This window comes from uncultured Campylobacter sp., assembly GCF_937949835.1.
GTDB lineage: Bacteria > Campylobacterota > Campylobacteria > Campylobacterales > Campylobacteraceae > Campylobacter_B.
The window spans coordinates 1-13,914 of record NZ_CALEDC010000111.1; the positions used below are offsets into that span (position 1 = coordinate 1).

Consider the following 13,914-nt stretch of genomic DNA (forward strand, 5'->3'; position numbering starts at 1 on the left):
AGGTAATTCTTCTGTAGAAAATCTTTTTAGCCAAGGAAAGAAATTAAATTCAATTTTAAGTAGCTGTAAAACCGCTTTTCAAATCAAAGTGAATTCACGCTTAAAATCAAAGTGGGGCAAATTCGGGCAACTTTCCACTTTGATTTGAAACGTAAATTTTTATTTAAAACGGCTTTAAAACACCTTTAAAAAGTTTAGTATAAAGGACGTTTAAAAAGCCTTTAATCCTCAATAATTCATAATCAAAAGCTCCTTACTACTCTTTCGCTCTGCTGCATTATTAAGGCTGTAGCTGATCTTTAGCTCCTTAAGATTGAAACCTTTATAAAGCTCTCGCACTAGCTCGCAATCGTTGTAGCTAAGCATAAATTTGCCTTTGATACCTCGTAAAATTTCAGCCAAAGCTTCGTGATCTTGCTTGCTAAATCCGCCTGCCGTTTTGTAATAATTTTCGGTGCCGACATACGGAGGATCTAAGTAAAAGAGGCTATCCTCGCTATCATATTCTTTAATAAGCTTCTCGTAGCTTAAATTTTCGATCGTGGCTCGTCTAAGTCTGCACGAATAAACGCGAAAATCTCTATATATATTCTTAGCGCTGCGACCTTTTGGCATAGCGAAGTGCTCACCCTTTGCGCCGAAGCTTGCCACAATTTGGAAGTAGAAAAACGCCGCCGCTTCTATCTTATTGCGCGGTTTAATGGTTCTGTGCTTGATAGCATAAAAGATCTCTCTGCTTCTTAAGAGCCCGTTAAGACACGAGTTTAGGCTCTGCGGTCTAGTTTGGATTATTCGGTGTAGGTTTATGAGGTCGCCGTTTATGTCGTTTAAAATTTCAATCTTTGAAGGCTCCTTTCGGTAAAAAACCGATAGGGCCCCGCCGAATACCTCGATATATTTTTGATGCGGAGCCATTAGAGGTATGATCTGCGCCGCTAGCTTGCTCTTGCCGCCCACCCAGGCAAAGGGAGCGTGGAGGGGTTTATTTACCCCCCCCCCATTTTTTTGGGGTGTTATTCATATTATTTGAAAAACTCATTTATTCTCCTATCTGATTTATTATCTGTACTGCAAATTCTTGCCCTTTTACGGCGGCAAGCAGTGCACTTAAAGCCGCACGGGAGTCTTTCACTCCGTGTGCGCCCAAAGATGAACCCAGTAGCACGCAGCCCTCGGTATTGCGTCCGTTGTTGCCAGAATGGATCAAGATGCAGCGAGTTTTTGGCACCAGCTCATTCCATAAAAGCGGCAGACGAACTCTAAATTTCGGACTATCGTGCCAGGCTATCTGATACCTTCCTTGCGGTATGCGTCTATCCATGCCGCTCTGCGTGGTATCGGGGCCCGCAGGCTCGCAGGTATATCCTTTTAGCACCTCTTTTTCGCCGTCGCGCAATATGAAGCGCCCTAGCGTCATATCATCAATCTCCTTGAACCTGGTAATTTCCAAGACCATAAATCCTCCTTAAATTTACTTCTCGGGCGAGCTAAGCTCGCCTACGAGCAAAAAATTCAAAAGCTAAATTTATTTATAAATTTGACTTTTTTTACCGCCTCGCCAGTTTTGCGCACTAGCACCTTATATCCGCTACCTTGCTTAGGCGTATCGCTTTTTATCTGCGCGCGTATCATATTTTTTATCGTCTGCTTTAGCCCCATTAAAAATCCCACCTTTTTGCCGTTATGCTTACGAATGCGCCGCTAGCCGTGACGCGAGTCTCTACCGCCGTGACGATAAATCTATCCTCTCCGGGTGCTGCAGGCACGCTATAACGGGGCATATCTATCTTTATGATATCGCCTGTGCGCACGCTTTGAAGCGGAGCACGCAAACTAACCTCGCTTACGCGCGCGCCGTGGTCCAAAAAATACCTGCGGGCATAAGCCTCTATGATGCGCTCGTCCTGATCCAGATCGAGCTTTATTTGACCGCGCAGCTCATCGCTTCGGTCAAATAGAAACTTCACTGCTGCTCTGGCACTTTTTTTCTCATTTCCTTTGATCTGCGTCATTTCTCCTCCTTCCAAGAATACCAATACCACTTTTTTAACGCCTCTAAATCATCTCCTTGCCAACGTGCGCCAGTCATATTATAGACGTATGCAGGAGCGTTATAATCGTTCAAAAATAGATCCGCATCCAGTTTCTCGCGGATATTTTTATACCGACTAGGCGCTTGCAACCTAACAAATTCCTGATACATAAGGCTTTCTATAGTTTTTTTCTTAGGGATTCTGCTTTGCGAAAAAATCCCTATACCCCACCATCTTTCGTAATAATTTATGGTTCTATCATCCGCCCATAATACGATTTCGGTTAGCTCGTCCTTGAGAGTAATTTCCTCTTTGTAGGTATATTCACGCACCTTGTGAGCAAAGCCCACATCGCCGCGCGTTTCTAGCCCGATATAATATATTTCTATCCGAAGCTTATTATCCTTTTTGATAAACAGGCTAAGCGCCGTCGTATAACCTGGAAGCGCAGGGTGTTCCAAGGCTTTATCCCCTAAAAGAGAGTGCAGGCTAACCATAGCTAAAAATTTCTTTTTTAACGCACGCTTGGCTCGCTCAAAGCCAAAAGCTCTTTTAATGAAATTATCGCTTTTGCCTTGTGGATTTTGGCAGAAAAAGACCCTATCGGTTTGAAGCATGCTTTTTACGATCTTGAAGTAATCACTACCTCTTCCTTTCTTTACAAAATCAAGAAAAGGTGGGAGTCTAGTCGTACTTCCGTCATCATTTGGGATTAAAAAGAAATCCTCTTTGCTTAAGATAAAGCGAAATATCTCCTTTATGCGGATCTTATATCCGTCATCGCAGATTATGATGAGATTATCAGGGTTTGGATCGTAGGTATCGTGATACTGCCTGCGACCGCTTGCGTCTGTTGCGATGGATACGAACTCGACAATATCTTCGGAGTTTTTTATCGGCCACCAACCTCCCGCGTCTAAATAATAGCGGTATTCTCCTAAAGAATAAGCGTCGTAGCTCTGCCCTACTGGTTTTTTATTATGCCCGGGCTTTTTGCCGCCTAGAGGCACGAGATATGCACCTTGCAGTGCCTTGTAGTATTTCCTACTAACCGCGCCATTAATAAGTTCGAGCTTGATCCACTCTTTGGTCTGCCCCCTATATCCGCCATTGCTTTCGTCTGCTATAAACTCCATCTTAGCCCCACATAAGCAAAATACTCATACTTTTGTAAATGTCGCCGCTACTGTCGGTGAGCTCTACACTAATGGGTGTAGGTGAGCTGCAATCTCCTATATCTTTCAGCCAAAAAATTTCCTCTCTTTCGGAAGGCTTTTCGCCTGAAAAGGTAAGATTGCCAGCACTATCTACAGCTTCAAGGCGATATACCCTGCTACCTCTATTATCGACAAAAAATAGCGGGGCTTTGAAGCTATAAAGCGTTATGGAGGGGCTTTGCGCATCGGGCGAAGATGAATACTTTACTAACCCAAGTAGCATAGTTATATCTTTTTCGCCTATCCTTCCTCCCTCTAATATATTGATCCTGCCTTGAAAGGCATCCTCGTCAAAATTAAGTAAGGTCGAATAGTCTCTACCTATCACGGCACAATATACCCTAGCTACGGGATTTAGCGCTTTTGCCCAGACGATGAAGCGCCCTCTAGGACCTATGGCGCCGCCTTTCGTACGTCCATTGAAAATGCTATGACTTAAGCTGAAATCCAAATTTAGATCTTTCGAATTTAGCTTTAATGCCTTTTCGCAAGCGGCATCTTTATACATCATTACGTCAAATGTTTCAGCCATCTTTAATCCTTCTCTTTAATTTCATTGAAATCGCAGCTAAATTCGTTTGCGAAATAGCCGATATTCATTGTTTTCTCTAACTTTCCGTCTAAATATAGCTCTAGCTTATAGGCTCCGTAATCACTAAATTTAATCTCCACCTCCCCGAAAGGATCGGCACTAAAGCTTTGCGTGCCGAGCTTAAAGCCGGCGTGCGCGATAAGCGCACTATCTACGTCAAAATCACGCATCAGGCTAAAGGTATGGGTATAGCCTTTAGGATAAAACTTCGTAATCTCGTATTTATGCAAATGATCTATTTGCAAATTTTTATACTCCGCTTTTATATTTAGGGCGGAGGGGAGATCGCGAGCAGGGCATATGAAAAGATAGATATTGCTTTCATAAGCTACCTTTAGCGTTCCGCTTAAAGGGCCCTCGAAGCAAAGCACATTATCTTTATAGATATTGCCGTGCTGCTCTTGCGCCGTTTGCTCGCTAAATTGCAGCGGCGTTCCGTCAAGGCTTACAGCTATTAGTTTTTTAATAAAGCCCGTAAGCTTTACGCAGATATCCTCGCTCAGCTCAAACTCCTCCACCGCGCGATAATCCGCGAAGAAAGAGGCGTTAGGCGCGTTTAGGCTAATATCTTTTGCCTCCCAAGCGGGGGTTGCGAAAATTTTACCTACCGCGCGAAGCGGAGAGATTACGTAAACATCGCCGTTTTCGTCGTCTTTATATCTTAAAACCTCCCTCGGGGTTACCGGGTGGGGATCGGGATCGATTACCGCAGTAAGCCCGGCTTCGGAATAGATATCCTCGTTTTTGTCGTTAAAAGTTATCGTATCGATGTTTTGCGGCGCGCCAAGGCTAAGATTAAAATCTATTATATTATCCTCGTTAAACTCCGCCGCGCTCACGGCGGGTTTAGCGATATAAAATTTATCGCTTATGAAAATTCCTAGATCGTTCGCCCAAAAGCTAAGCCCTATGCCCTCTAACGCTCCGGCTAGCGACGATGCATCCGAATACGAAAGCCCCGTTAGCGGCGTATCTTGTGGTGCATCGCAAAGAAAGCTTACTTTATCTGTAAGAGAGGCGAGATCCTTTAGGCTGGATATATTTTGCGGCAAACGAAGCGGGGTTTTAGCGACAAGCTTTTTAAAATTTGCATCTACGCTTAAAATTTCGCTAACCTCGAAAAGGCAATCTTTGAAATGCGAGCAGCTGATTAAAATTTCATCTATTGGGGCGGATAGGGAGGAAGCGGCGATTTTCAAAGACGCCGTCGCTTGCAGCTCGCCCTCCTCGCTGCAAATACTCAGCTCACTGATACCACGAAGCTCGCTTTTTGCGCCATCTCTGAAAGCAAAGACCTTAAAACCGTATTCTACTACCATTGCTCCACCCTTTTATAAATCAAAGAAGTGGGGCGGTAAGCTCTATTTCTCCAGCAAAAGGCAAGCGTTTTTGAGTGAATATCGGACTTTAAAATAAAGATTCCCTCGATTTTAGAGCTATAAATTTTTGCCTTATACACGGCTAGCTTAAAGTCGTATTGCGCACTTCCTTCCTTATCGCCGTTGGTAGCTAGATAAAAATTCGCGGCAACTCGCTTCAGCTCCGCGGCTCTAAATATTAACATATTCAGATACTTATCCGTATATCTATCGCAATATCTCATCCATGGACGGGTTTGTGAAATTTCTATCTTATATCCTAGCTTGAGTCTATGCACGATCGCTCCAATACGCCGATAAATAATAGCGGAAATCCACCCGCTTCGTAACGTCGGCAAAGCTTACCCGCCTGATAAGTTTGACGGCATGCACCGCCTTACTCGCAGAAGGTCCGCTTTCAAATAAAGGAAGCAAAAGAAAGGCGAGCTCCCCCTTTTTGATATAGGATAGATCCTCGCCCGTAAAGCTTATTTTATTACCATTTACCTTATCTACTCGCAAGGCGTTTGTCGTGCCTGAAAAAGCATAACATTCCCCCTCGGTCGGCATACCGCCGCTTAAGGAATTAAACTCTAATGCGTCTTTTCCCTCGCCGCTTACTTCGAATATTTTCATCTCGGTTCCTCCGACGCTTGCGCCTAGATACTCTATATTACGCTTTTCATAGATTAGAGTTATATGCGGATAAAAGGTAGCGGCGAGATCCGTAATTTTTGCATAGATCGTTACTTCGTCGATTTTTGACGAGGGGGCCAAAATCGAAATCGCAGGATCCGGAAACGGTCTATCCCCCGTAGATACCGCCTGAGTGCATTCCTCGTTTTTATAAAAATTTATATTCGTTGCCATTAAACTGGGTCTCCTTTTTTATAAATTTGACTTTTCGCAAAATTTTTAAACCTCTCTGAATTTAAGCGTCAGATAAAAGAGCGGCTCTGCGCTTTTAAAAAGCGGTTCGGCACTCACCGCGGCATCCGTATAATCAAACCTTGCTCTGATTTGTCCCGTATCAGTTAGCAGCACAAGCTCGCTATCAGCAGAGCTTTCGGCTAGAGCGATCAGGGCGTCTATGCAGGCTTTGCTTTGCCATGCGATCTCATCACTGGAAAATACGAGGGCTCTGTTTTTGCGCTCCCTTAAAAATACTATCTCCGCTCCGCTTATAGCGGTCTCGCTTGCCGCTGTTAGCGAGTAATTTCTAAACTCGTCTTGTAAAAACAAAGGCTCGTCGAGTTTTACGTTTTCTACGGCTTTTAATCTCATACTCCGGCTCCTTTTAGATACCTTTGAAGCGCTGCTGCGGTGTCTTCGTCGGTTTGAGCTTTGTAGCTCGCTCCGCCTAGATTGAAGTTTAAATTTACATTTTTAGCAGCAGCGGCATTCGGCTTTATAAACTCGGCGGCGTAACCCTCTATATTCAGACCCTGCTTAGCCCGAGATAACAGATCCTCGGCAAGAGCGCGGAAATTCGTAAAATAATCGTTTCCTTTAATCTTAAAAAATCCCGGATATTGCTTATTCCATGACCTAACGGCGTCGAGCCCGTTTCTAAAAAGCCTTTTATCGATCATCGCATAGAATTTATCGGAGAGCCTATTGGCTAGCCTCCTAACGTCTGCGGAGCTTACGCTCATATCTATTCTTTGCATAAACTCGCTGTTTTGGCGAGCTAATACAAGTCCGCCGCTAGCGAAGCGGGCTAACTTCTCTTTTGGGATCGCTCTAGCGTTTAGCCGTGCAAAAAATTTAGCGCCGTAGTAGTCTACGGCTTTGACGTTTTGAATAAACTCACCCCTGCTTAGTAGCGCAGGCACATCATCCCTGCCTGCGGTATCATGTCCGGCGATCTTGCCGCTATATCGCCTAAAAAGTTCCACCGCTCCGCCGCTAGCGAAAGCTGCGGCATTCGTGCCTTTTATCTTGCCTCCGCCTATGGTTTTGACGTGGATCGTATGGACCGATGATGTGGGCCTTTTAAGAGCCTCGATCGTCTTTTGCGCTGCTTTAGCATCCGGATCGATCGTATGGATGCTTGAGCTTGGAGCTTGCAGGCTTTTTTTCGCTTCCTGAGCCGCCGCGTCGTCCGCGGTTATTTTGATGCTAGCTCCTCCGTTCATTGCGTCTTTAAGCTCGGCGATTTTGGTTTTTACTTCCTCAAACCCCTCGGCGCTAAAATCTATCTTGCCCTCTGCAGCTCTTTGTTTTAGTGCAATTAGCTCGTTGTAGAGTGCTTTTTCACTCTGCAAGCTAGCCTCTACCGCCGCTTTTTCGGCGGCAATATTTGCCATCTTGGCGTCATGAGCAGCAAGATCGGCATTCTTTTGCATCTCGTTTGCGCTTAGATTTAGCGCCAAAATTTCATTTACGGTATTTCTATAATCTGCCGCCCTATTGATAGTTTGCGCGTTTTTGCCGCTTCCTAAGCTCTTTTGTGCGCCCAAGCTATCGTTGATTTTCGCGGCTTGATCGGCATAGCGCTTGAAGCTTTCCAGATCTTTATTATTGAGCGCTTCTTTGGCTGCGCTAAGTGAGCGGGATAGGGCCAAGCGGTCATCGTTAAATTTCGCCTCTTCGCTCATCCCCGCTTGATTGGCTAGGCGGATTTTTTCTGCAGCGCTAAATTCCAAGCTCTCACGGCTGCGGGCGTATTTCTCCTCTATGCCCACCCGCTGCTGCGCCATCTTTTCTAGCTGCGAGTTGTAGCTTTGCTCCTTTGCAAGCAGTGAGGCAATCGTGCGGTCATGGCTTTTTATACGCGCATCCGCATCTTTTAAAAACTCGTTTAAAAGCCTTTTATTGTCATTTATAATCGCATTATTTGCCGCCTCGCGCGCATCCACCATAGAGGTAAGACCCTGCTTAAGTCTCTCTATTTGATTGATCTGCAGTTCAATCTGGCCTCTTGCGTCCGCTTCTACGACCTTATCAAGCTTTACCTCTTTTAGCTCCTCAAGGCTTGCTCTAAGTCCCCTAAGCGCTTCATCTGCGGCGGCTATCCCTTTTGCGGCGGCTTCCGTGCTTAAATTTTCATTTTTGCCTAGGTTCCATACATTGCCCGTCTTTTCTAATTCTACGCCTAAATTTGCTAAGCTTGAGCGAAAATCATTGGTATTTTGCGTTGCTTTGAGCATATAGGAAGGCAGGTCAAATTTAAGATTTGCGGGGATATAAAATATGTTATTGAAAGCCTCGGCGAGTTCCCCGAGCCCCTTTGCCGCGGTAGAAAAAACTCCTGCATCCTTTTCTCCGGCAAGCCAATCGGGCATAGCTATATCGCTTAAAGCGGAGGCTGCTTTTATAAGCGAGCCTATGGAGTTTGCAAGCAGCGCCGCAGCATTAGCGGCAGCTTCGAAGGTATCTTTGTTGAAAATACCGCTTGCGATCTCATTTATGCCCTCGCCGAAGCTCGCTAAAGCCTGCCTAAGTGTCGCATCGTTTGAGAGATACTCATTTATTTCGGCAAAGGAATTTTTAAGCCCCTCAAACAAAGGCTTAGTAGCCTCTCCTTGAAGTTCCGCCATACTTGCTTTATAAGAGCGTACCAGGGCTTCAAATTTCGGAGCGCTAAAGGAGGCTTGCTCGCCGAAAATTTTAAGCTTTTCGTTCATCACATCGAAAAACGATCCGTTTTCTATCGCACTTTTTAGGCTTTCGGTCTGCAACCCCAAGGACTTCAAAAATCGCCCAAAGTCGGTATTTGTTTGGATAATGCCTGCGCCCACGCTATCTAGCGTCGCTTTTAGGGAGTTTACATCAGCCCCCGAGCTTTGGGCTGCGTATGAGATATTGCGAAACAGCGCGAGAGCCTTTTCTAGGCTCATATTTGAGCTGGCGGTAGAGTAAAAGCTCGTAAACATCGCGGCTAGATCGCTGGAGCTGAAATCTAGCTCGCTATCGAGCTTTTTAAGCTCCTCAAGAGCCGCGCTCGCCTTTTGTCCGCTAAGCTTCCATTTTTCAAACGGATCGAGCTTGCCGCTTTTTTCCGCGACATTTATCAGGCTTCTTAGCCGAGCATTTAAATTCTCTATAGTGGTGTTGTTTTCTAGCCCGGCGGCGATAAACTCCCTAACGCCCTGAGTAGCGCTAGATATAACCGAGCTGAGCCCGCGCAGCGAGATTGTCAAATTCGCAAACGCGTCGGATTTAATCCCATCTAGCGCGCTTTTCAGCACGCCCGTGCTTTTGCTTGCCTTTTGCGCGGCAGCCTCTACGTCCGATAGCCCTTTTTTGACCTTTTCGGCGCCGCTGGCGTCCGCTTCGACGCCTATTTTTATCTTCAAATCAGCCATTCTTTATCCTATATTTTACTTCTCGCGCGCAGCGCATTAACGCGAGCCACAGGCTCGCCACTTTGAGCGTGCCGGGGCTAATTGGGGGTTTGGGGGATAAGAAGGGGGCGCCTCGCAAGTAGCTCCCTTCTTGTCCCCCGAGAATTGCAGCAGAATTCGATTCTGCGCAGAGGAATTTAAAATTTTCAGCAGTCTTTTTAAATTCATTAGCTTCGTTTGCTTTATCATCCTTGCTTAATTTTTGATATAATATACTTTCAGGAGACGAGCAAATGGATCTATTCGGTTTCGAAGGTAAAAACGGCGAAGGCTTGTTTGGCTTTTTAATGTGCCTTGTGATAGCGACGCAGTTAAAAGAGTATTTTGCGCGCAAAAAGGCGCAAAGGATTGCCGCAAAAATCGAAGCACAAAAGCGCCTAAGCCGCTCGGAGATAGATTTTATATTTAAAAATATAGATAAATTTAGCCGCGAGCAGCGAGCCGAAGTTAGGATTTCGCCTAAAGACGAGCCTTTTGTGCGCGAGCTGTCGCAAAAAAGCGGGATAAGCTTTACGCGGTGCGCGTAAAAATCAAGCTTTAGCAAACTCTTTAAGCCTTTCGATACCGCTTCTTTCATCCCTTCCCTCGCTCATAAATTTTTTAAATGTCCGATCGTCCGCGAAGCGCGCGATCCTAACCGCCGCAGAAATTTCTTTTAGCCCTTGAGCCTCTATCTGCGAAAAGCCCTCTATCGCCTCTTTTGCAAAGCTAAAAGGAAGCTCCCACGCTCTAGCCAAGCCGTGCTTTAGCAGGTAGCAGATCCAATAGGCTATTTTTTTTTACCGCCCTCGTCGCTTGCGGTAAGATCGCCGTAGGTTAGGCGCAAAATCTCCTCGTAAAGCTCATTTGCGGCGCTATAGCCTAGGTTTTCAATCTTATCTGCGCTAAGATCGCAGCACTGCTTTAAAATTTCGGCTATATCGTCGTTTTTGATGATGCCCGATTGAATTTTATAAATTAATCCGATGGATAATTCTCTAATCGTAATGCCGTTTTTCAACGTCTTTTTTTTAAACAGATCCATTCTCACTCCTATTTAACTCGTTTTATAGGGAAATTTAGATCAAAAATGTAGGCGTATAGGCTTTCACTTATAAAACGCGTCTCGGCACTTTTTAAGATGATGACACGCCTTTCTGCCTCATCTTTTAAAAGCTTGTCGCTAAGCGCCATGATCTCATCTAAAATTCCGTAAATTTCGCAATCTAAAGTGTTGCGCGCTAAAACGATTTGAAACTTCAGGCTAGTTTCGTTCGCGCTAATTCTCTCAAAGCCGCTAAAAATCAGATAATCGCCGTTTTGATCTATAAGCGCCGTATTCGCTACCGCCGTAAGATTTAGCTTAGATTTTAAATACTCCAGCGTCTCTTTCATTTTGGCTCCTCATCGTCTCTTAGAGTAAATTTCTCTTTAAAAAAGCTTGTCGCCAAATCTAAAATCCCGCTTCCTTTAAACGCTCCTATCCCGCAGATTGCGAGAGCTAGGCGCATATCCTTGGCATAAAAAAACGCGATCTCATAAATGATATAGGCGCTAAAACAGCCGTCGCAAAGCCTCGTAAAAAACGAGCGCAGCGCTACCGCCGGCGATTTTTCGGTTGCGGAAGGCCGCCTAAACCATGCTACTATGCTGCCTGCGACGCCGACGGCACAGACATAAGCTAGATACTCCATTTCTCATGCTTTGCCGTGTGGGCTCAAGCGCCCAGGAGACGCCGTAAGTGCTCCGCTAATGCCTATGCAGCACGACCACGCCAAAAATAGCGCATTCGTATTGCGGATAAAAAGCTCAAGTAGCGCAAAAAGCTCTAAATTGAAAATCACCAAAAGCACCGCGCGCAGTAGATAGAGCAGAACGGGTCTCATTCATTCGCTCCCTGTGTGCAATCTTTTGCGATCTGTTCGCACTTTAGAAAGTATGCCATTAGCGCCTTGTGCGCCTCGAAATCCGAGCTTTCGGCGGGGCGTAGCGGCATTTTTAGGTTGCATTTTACGGGGATGAATACCTGCTTTATCTGCGGCTCTTTTGCCCCGCAGCCTGCAAGCATAAAGACGCTAAAAAGCACTATCAAAAAGCATTTTATATGCCCGCAGTTCACTCTCACAGCTCTTGTCCTTTATGTAAATTTTTGAAACGCTCTTAATTTTATCCTCGTTTAGCCCACTTGCCCTGATTTGCAGCGACTTTATCGCTGCATTTTGTAAGCTTAGGCTTGCCGCGCAGCTTTGAGCTTCCGCCTGCTTTGAAGCGTAGGCATTATTAAGAGACGAAATTTCAAATTTCAGCTTCGTAATCCATGCTGTGCTTAGCACGCAGACCGCAATTAGAGCGTAACCCAAAGCCCGCACGTTCAAAAAAGGCATGACCCTCTCCTTAAAGAGCGCAAATTTCAAAGAATTGATTCCCAGCCGCACGGGTTTCGTCTTTGAGAATATCGACGCTGAAACTGATAGAAAGCCAATCATCGCCTTTAAGTGCAAAATCTCCGTCCGCTCTTAAGGAGCATTTATAAAAAGTCGCCTTCATCGCGCTTCCCGTCGCCGCCTCGCCGATAAACATAAGCGCGCACTCCAGTTTGCTGTTTTTAAAGGCGCTCATCTTCTCCTTTTGGATACTGGCGCTCAGCGCCAAAGTAACCTCTCCGGAAATATCTTTTAGAAATTCGACTATACCGCTATTTGCGTGATACTTATAGTCCTCATCCTTTTTTGGAGCGGTGCCGCCTCCGCCTACGGTGGCACTAAGATTGCCGCCTACGGCTCCTAGATCGACGATTTCGCCCGCTTTGGCGTCGGTAATTTTAACGTTAGCCGTTTTTTCGCTTTGCGACGTTTCGCCAAAATAGGCTCTGGCTAAATTCTTTATCGAAATTTCATCACTTTTAAAGCTCATACTCGCACTTTGGCTTTTTACGATAGTCTTATCTATCGCCTGCGTTGCCCCCTCAGTGTTGGTATGCTCTAGCTTCTCAAGCTCGGTCTTTATGCTTACCTCCGAGCTGAGCCCGAAGTATTCAAATCTGCCCGTAGGTTTGCCCTCTTTATAGACGTCAATATAGAGTTTGCCGCCGCCGAGGGTTACGTAATCGCTACTACTAGCCATATTTTTCTCCTTTGTTTTAAATTTGATTTAGCTCGCTCTTGCGCTGCCCGCTTTTGATTATCCCGCCGCTGCCGTCGTCATTTTTTATCGCTGCCGCTTCTTTTAGAGCTTCGTTTGCCAGTATCTGATCCAGCTGCGTCGGCTCTATTTTCAGTAGTAGCTTGAGTCGAAACATCGCCAGATCCATTAGCGAGGGTTTCGGAATCGCCTTTTTCTTGCTCAGCGCTCTGGCTTCCTCCATCGCTCGCTTCGCTAGAGCTTCGCTCACTTCCGCCTTGTTGAATAGACTCTGCCTCGCTCTGCTTAGAAATTCCTCGTCCATCTTCTAAAAAATCCTCCGCACAATAATGCATATTTGTCTCCTATTTTGATTTCTCGGGCGAGCCAAGCCCGCCCTGCGACGGGGAGCGCAGGCGCTCCCTCGACCCACCTAAAGTTTCAGAAATTTTGCTTCGCAAAATTTTAAAATTTTCAGCGGTTTTGCCTGTAAGTTAGCCCCGTCCATTGGCACTCAAACTTACTTGCCGGTGGACATATAGGCAAGTTGCCATAACGCGTATCCTGCATTCATAAAGCTTTTGCAGCCAAATAGTGCAGCGTCTTTCATAAATTTATGATCGTCGCTGCTCTCAAAGACGCCATCTTTTGCAACTTGAAGCACAAAAGGGCGAACCGGTTTGCCTAGATCCATCAAATACCACTCGGTACCCGTAATTTCAGGTAAAACGAGCAAGCTATAGCGCTTAAAAGTAGGGTTTGTTTCGCCTGCGGTTAAATGCTCCTTATTTACCGCAGTAATCGCCGCGGCAAGGTTTTTAGGGCCGCAGATTAGATGTGTCGGACTTACGCCCAGGGCTTGCCCGGTGTCGCCTTTAATGCTGATCATATAGGCCTCCGCGGCCAAAAGATGCGCCGTATCCAGCGCGCCGGTGCCGCTATTTGCATAGGTATCACTACCAGATGCATGGTCGGCGGCAAAAAACGCCTTGCCGTCGTAGCATTTGCCTTTTGCCGAATCGGCTGCAGTCGCGAGGATCTTCGCTACCAGCGCGCCGCCGAATTTTTTCGCATTGAACGCCATCTGTTCGATCGCAGGTTTATAGAGCCCGACTTTGTCATATTCAAGATGAGTATTTGGCACCGTAACGCTAGCTTCGAAAGGCTGATTTTCTAGCGCATAGCCATAATCCTTGAACTTTTTGATATCTCTATCGCCGACCCACTCTTTCATCATCGGAAAGTTACCCAGCCAAACATATTTCT

Annotated in this window: 22 protein-coding genes; 1 reads left to right on the top strand and 21 read right to left on the bottom strand. The window is 45.7% G+C overall.

From position 1 onward, the window contains the following. Positions 1-228: 228 nt before the first annotated feature. From Q0256_RS02425 to Q0256_RS02475, 11 genes are read right to left on the bottom strand one after another with little or no spacing between them, the layout of a single operon-like run. A complete protein-coding gene (locus tag Q0256_RS02425) occupies positions 229-1,017 on the bottom strand; it encodes a DNA adenine methylase (protein ID WP_297959759.1) in 789 nt (262 codons plus the stop codon). A 22-nt stretch (positions 1,018-1,039) separates the two neighbouring features. Further along, complete coding sequence (locus Q0256_RS02430) at positions 1,040-1,456, bottom strand: DUF5675 family protein (protein ID WP_297959721.1); 417 nt, start codon at positions 1,454-1,456, stop codon at positions 1,040-1,042. A 56-nt stretch (positions 1,457-1,512) separates the two neighbouring features. Continuing rightward, positions 1,513-1,671, bottom strand: a complete 159-nt coding sequence (locus Q0256_RS02435) for a hypothetical protein (protein WP_297959723.1) — start codon at positions 1,669-1,671, stop codon at positions 1,513-1,515. Further along, positions 1,659-2,012, bottom strand: a complete 354-nt coding sequence (locus tag Q0256_RS02440; RefSeq protein WP_297959725.1) for a hypothetical protein — start codon at positions 2,010-2,012, stop codon at positions 1,659-1,661. Before Q0256_RS02440 ends, Q0256_RS02435 begins: the two co-directional genes overlap by 13 nt. Next, entirely contained in the window at positions 2,009-3,169 is a 1,161-nt protein-coding gene (locus Q0256_RS02445) for a hypothetical protein (protein ID WP_297959727.1), read from the bottom strand. The genes Q0256_RS02440 and Q0256_RS02445 overlap by 4 nt, the downstream gene beginning before the upstream one ends. Position 3,170: 1 nt before the next feature. Next, positions 3,171-3,782, bottom strand: coding sequence for a hypothetical protein (locus Q0256_RS02450; RefSeq protein ID WP_297959729.1), 612 nt, complete (start codon positions 3,780-3,782; stop codon positions 3,171-3,173). A 2-nt stretch (positions 3,783-3,784) separates the two neighbouring features. Then, the gene (locus Q0256_RS02455; RefSeq protein ID WP_297959731.1) at positions 3,785-5,161 is read right to left on the bottom strand and encodes a hypothetical protein; all 1,377 of its coding nucleotides are present in this window, start codon (positions 5,159-5,161) and stop codon (positions 3,785-3,787) included. Then, complete coding sequence (locus Q0256_RS02460) at positions 5,155-5,499, bottom strand: hypothetical protein (protein ID WP_297959733.1); 345 nt, start codon at positions 5,497-5,499, stop codon at positions 5,155-5,157. The genes Q0256_RS02455 and Q0256_RS02460 overlap by 7 nt, the downstream gene beginning before the upstream one ends. Further along, positions 5,492-6,070, bottom strand: coding sequence for a hypothetical protein (locus tag Q0256_RS02465; RefSeq protein ID WP_297959735.1), 579 nt, complete (start codon positions 6,068-6,070; stop codon positions 5,492-5,494). The genes Q0256_RS02460 and Q0256_RS02465 overlap by 8 nt, the downstream gene beginning before the upstream one ends. Positions 6,071-6,115: 45 nt before the next feature. Continuing rightward, positions 6,116-6,484 carry a hypothetical protein gene (locus Q0256_RS02470; RefSeq protein ID WP_297959737.1) on the bottom strand — a complete coding sequence of 123 codons (369 nt, stop codon included), beginning with the start codon at positions 6,482-6,484 and terminating at the stop codon, positions 6,116-6,118. Further along, positions 6,481-9,510: a hypothetical protein gene (locus tag Q0256_RS02475; protein WP_297959739.1), complete on the bottom strand. Its 3,030-nt coding sequence runs from the start codon at positions 9,508-9,510 to the stop codon at positions 6,481-6,483. Before Q0256_RS02475 ends, Q0256_RS02470 begins: the two co-directional genes overlap by 4 nt. 272 nt (positions 9,511-9,782) lie before the next feature. On the opposite strand from Q0256_RS02475, the gene Q0256_RS02480 reads away from it, so the two are divergent. Continuing rightward, positions 9,783-10,076 carry a hypothetical protein gene (locus Q0256_RS02480; RefSeq protein WP_297959741.1) on the top strand — a complete coding sequence of 98 codons (294 nt, stop codon included), beginning with the start codon at positions 9,783-9,785 and terminating at the stop codon, positions 10,074-10,076. Positions 10,077-10,079: 3 nt separating this feature from the next. Here Q0256_RS02480 and Q0256_RS02485 read toward each other — a convergent pair whose 3' ends face one another. The 10 genes from Q0256_RS02485 to Q0256_RS02530 form a co-directional block, all read right to left on the bottom strand. Beyond that, entirely contained in the window at positions 10,080-10,286 is a 207-nt protein-coding gene (locus Q0256_RS02485) for a hypothetical protein (RefSeq protein WP_297959743.1), read from the bottom strand. Between the two features lie 32 nt (positions 10,287-10,318). Then, positions 10,319-10,573: a hypothetical protein gene (locus Q0256_RS02490; protein WP_297959745.1), complete on the bottom strand. Its 255-nt coding sequence runs from the start codon at positions 10,571-10,573 to the stop codon at positions 10,319-10,321. Positions 10,574-10,581: 8 nt separating this feature from the next. Beyond that, positions 10,582-10,923, bottom strand: a complete 342-nt coding sequence (locus tag Q0256_RS02495; protein WP_297959746.1) for a hypothetical protein — start codon at positions 10,921-10,923, stop codon at positions 10,582-10,584. Continuing rightward, positions 10,920-11,222, bottom strand: a complete 303-nt coding sequence (locus Q0256_RS02500; RefSeq protein WP_297959748.1) for a hypothetical protein — start codon at positions 11,220-11,222, stop codon at positions 10,920-10,922. The genes Q0256_RS02495 and Q0256_RS02500 overlap by 4 nt, the downstream gene beginning before the upstream one ends. 3 nt (positions 11,223-11,225) lie before the next feature. Then, positions 11,226-11,414, bottom strand: coding sequence for a hypothetical protein (locus Q0256_RS02505; RefSeq protein ID WP_297959750.1), 189 nt, complete (start codon positions 11,412-11,414; stop codon positions 11,226-11,228). After that, on the bottom strand, positions 11,411-11,653 hold the full coding sequence (locus Q0256_RS02510) for a hypothetical protein (RefSeq protein WP_297959752.1): 243 nt from the start codon (positions 11,651-11,653) through the stop codon (positions 11,411-11,413). Before Q0256_RS02510 ends, Q0256_RS02505 begins: the two co-directional genes overlap by 4 nt. Next, on the bottom strand, positions 11,604-11,912 hold the full coding sequence (locus Q0256_RS02515; protein WP_297959754.1) for a hypothetical protein: 309 nt from the start codon (positions 11,910-11,912) through the stop codon (positions 11,604-11,606). Before Q0256_RS02515 ends, Q0256_RS02510 begins: the two co-directional genes overlap by 50 nt. Before the next feature lie 10 nt (positions 11,913-11,922). Further along, a complete protein-coding gene (locus Q0256_RS02520) occupies positions 11,923-12,651 on the bottom strand; it encodes a hypothetical protein (protein WP_297959755.1) in 729 nt (242 codons plus the stop codon). Positions 12,652-12,667: 16 nt separating this feature from the next. Further along, complete coding sequence (locus Q0256_RS02525) at positions 12,668-12,973, bottom strand: hypothetical protein (protein ID WP_297950721.1); 306 nt, start codon at positions 12,971-12,973, stop codon at positions 12,668-12,670. A gap of 195 nt (positions 12,974-13,168) precedes the next feature. Further along, positions 13,169-13,914 (bottom strand): Mu-like prophage major head subunit gpT family protein (locus Q0256_RS02530; RefSeq protein WP_297959757.1); only part of this gene is annotated, 746 nt, incomplete at its 5' end.

What these genes read in the sequence shown, in the direction of transcription:
- Q0256_RS02430 (WP_297959721.1), bottom strand. Translation starts at nt 1,456, where the DNA reads ATGGTCTTGGAAATTACCAGGTTCAAGGAGATTGATGATATGACGCTA.
- Q0256_RS02440 (WP_297959725.1), bottom strand. Translation starts at nt 2,012, where the DNA reads ATGACGCAGATCAAAGGAAATGAGAAAAAAAGTGCCAGAGCAGCAGTG.
- Q0256_RS02445 (WP_297959727.1), bottom strand. Translation starts at nt 3,169, where the DNA reads ATGGAGTTTATAGCAGACGAAAGCAATGGCGGATATAGGGGGCAGACC.
- Q0256_RS02450 (WP_297959729.1), bottom strand. Translation starts at nt 3,782, where the DNA reads ATGGCTGAAACATTTGACGTAATGATGTATAAAGATGCCGCTTGCGAA.
- Q0256_RS02455 (WP_297959731.1), bottom strand. Translation starts at nt 5,161, where the DNA reads ATGGTAGTAGAATACGGTTTTAAGGTCTTTGCTTTCAGAGATGGCGCA.
- Q0256_RS02465 (WP_297959735.1), bottom strand. Translation starts at nt 6,070, where the DNA reads ATGGCAACGAATATAAATTTTTATAAAAACGAGGAATGCACTCAGGCG.
- Q0256_RS02470 (WP_297959737.1), bottom strand. Translation starts at nt 6,484, where the DNA reads ATGAGATTAAAAGCCGTAGAAAACGTAAAACTCGACGAGCCTTTGTTT.
- Q0256_RS02475 (WP_297959739.1), bottom strand. Translation starts at nt 9,510, where the DNA reads ATGGCTGATTTGAAGATAAAAATAGGCGTCGAAGCGGACGCCAGCGGC.
- Q0256_RS02480 (WP_297959741.1), top strand. Translation starts at nt 9,783, where the DNA reads ATGGATCTATTCGGTTTCGAAGGTAAAAACGGCGAAGGCTTGTTTGGC.
- Q0256_RS02490 (WP_297959745.1), bottom strand. Translation starts at nt 10,573, where the DNA reads ATGGATCTGTTTAAAAAAAAGACGTTGAAAAACGGCATTACGATTAGA.
- Q0256_RS02495 (WP_297959746.1), bottom strand. Translation starts at nt 10,923, where the DNA reads ATGAAAGAGACGCTGGAGTATTTAAAATCTAAGCTAAATCTTACGGCG.
- Q0256_RS02500 (WP_297959748.1), bottom strand. Translation starts at nt 11,222, where the DNA reads ATGGAGTATCTAGCTTATGTCTGTGCCGTCGGCGTCGCAGGCAGCATA.
- Q0256_RS02505 (WP_297959750.1), bottom strand. Translation starts at nt 11,414, where the DNA reads ATGAGACCCGTTCTGCTCTATCTACTGCGCGCGGTGCTTTTGGTGATT.
- Q0256_RS02515 (WP_297959754.1), bottom strand. Translation starts at nt 11,912, where the DNA reads ATGCCTTTTTTGAACGTGCGGGCTTTGGGTTACGCTCTAATTGCGGTC.
- Q0256_RS02520 (WP_297959755.1), bottom strand. Translation starts at nt 12,651, where the DNA reads ATGGCTAGTAGTAGCGATTACGTAACCCTCGGCGGCGGCAAACTCTAT.
- Q0256_RS02525 (WP_297950721.1), bottom strand. Translation starts at nt 12,973, where the DNA reads ATGGACGAGGAATTTCTAAGCAGAGCGAGGCAGAGTCTATTCAACAAG.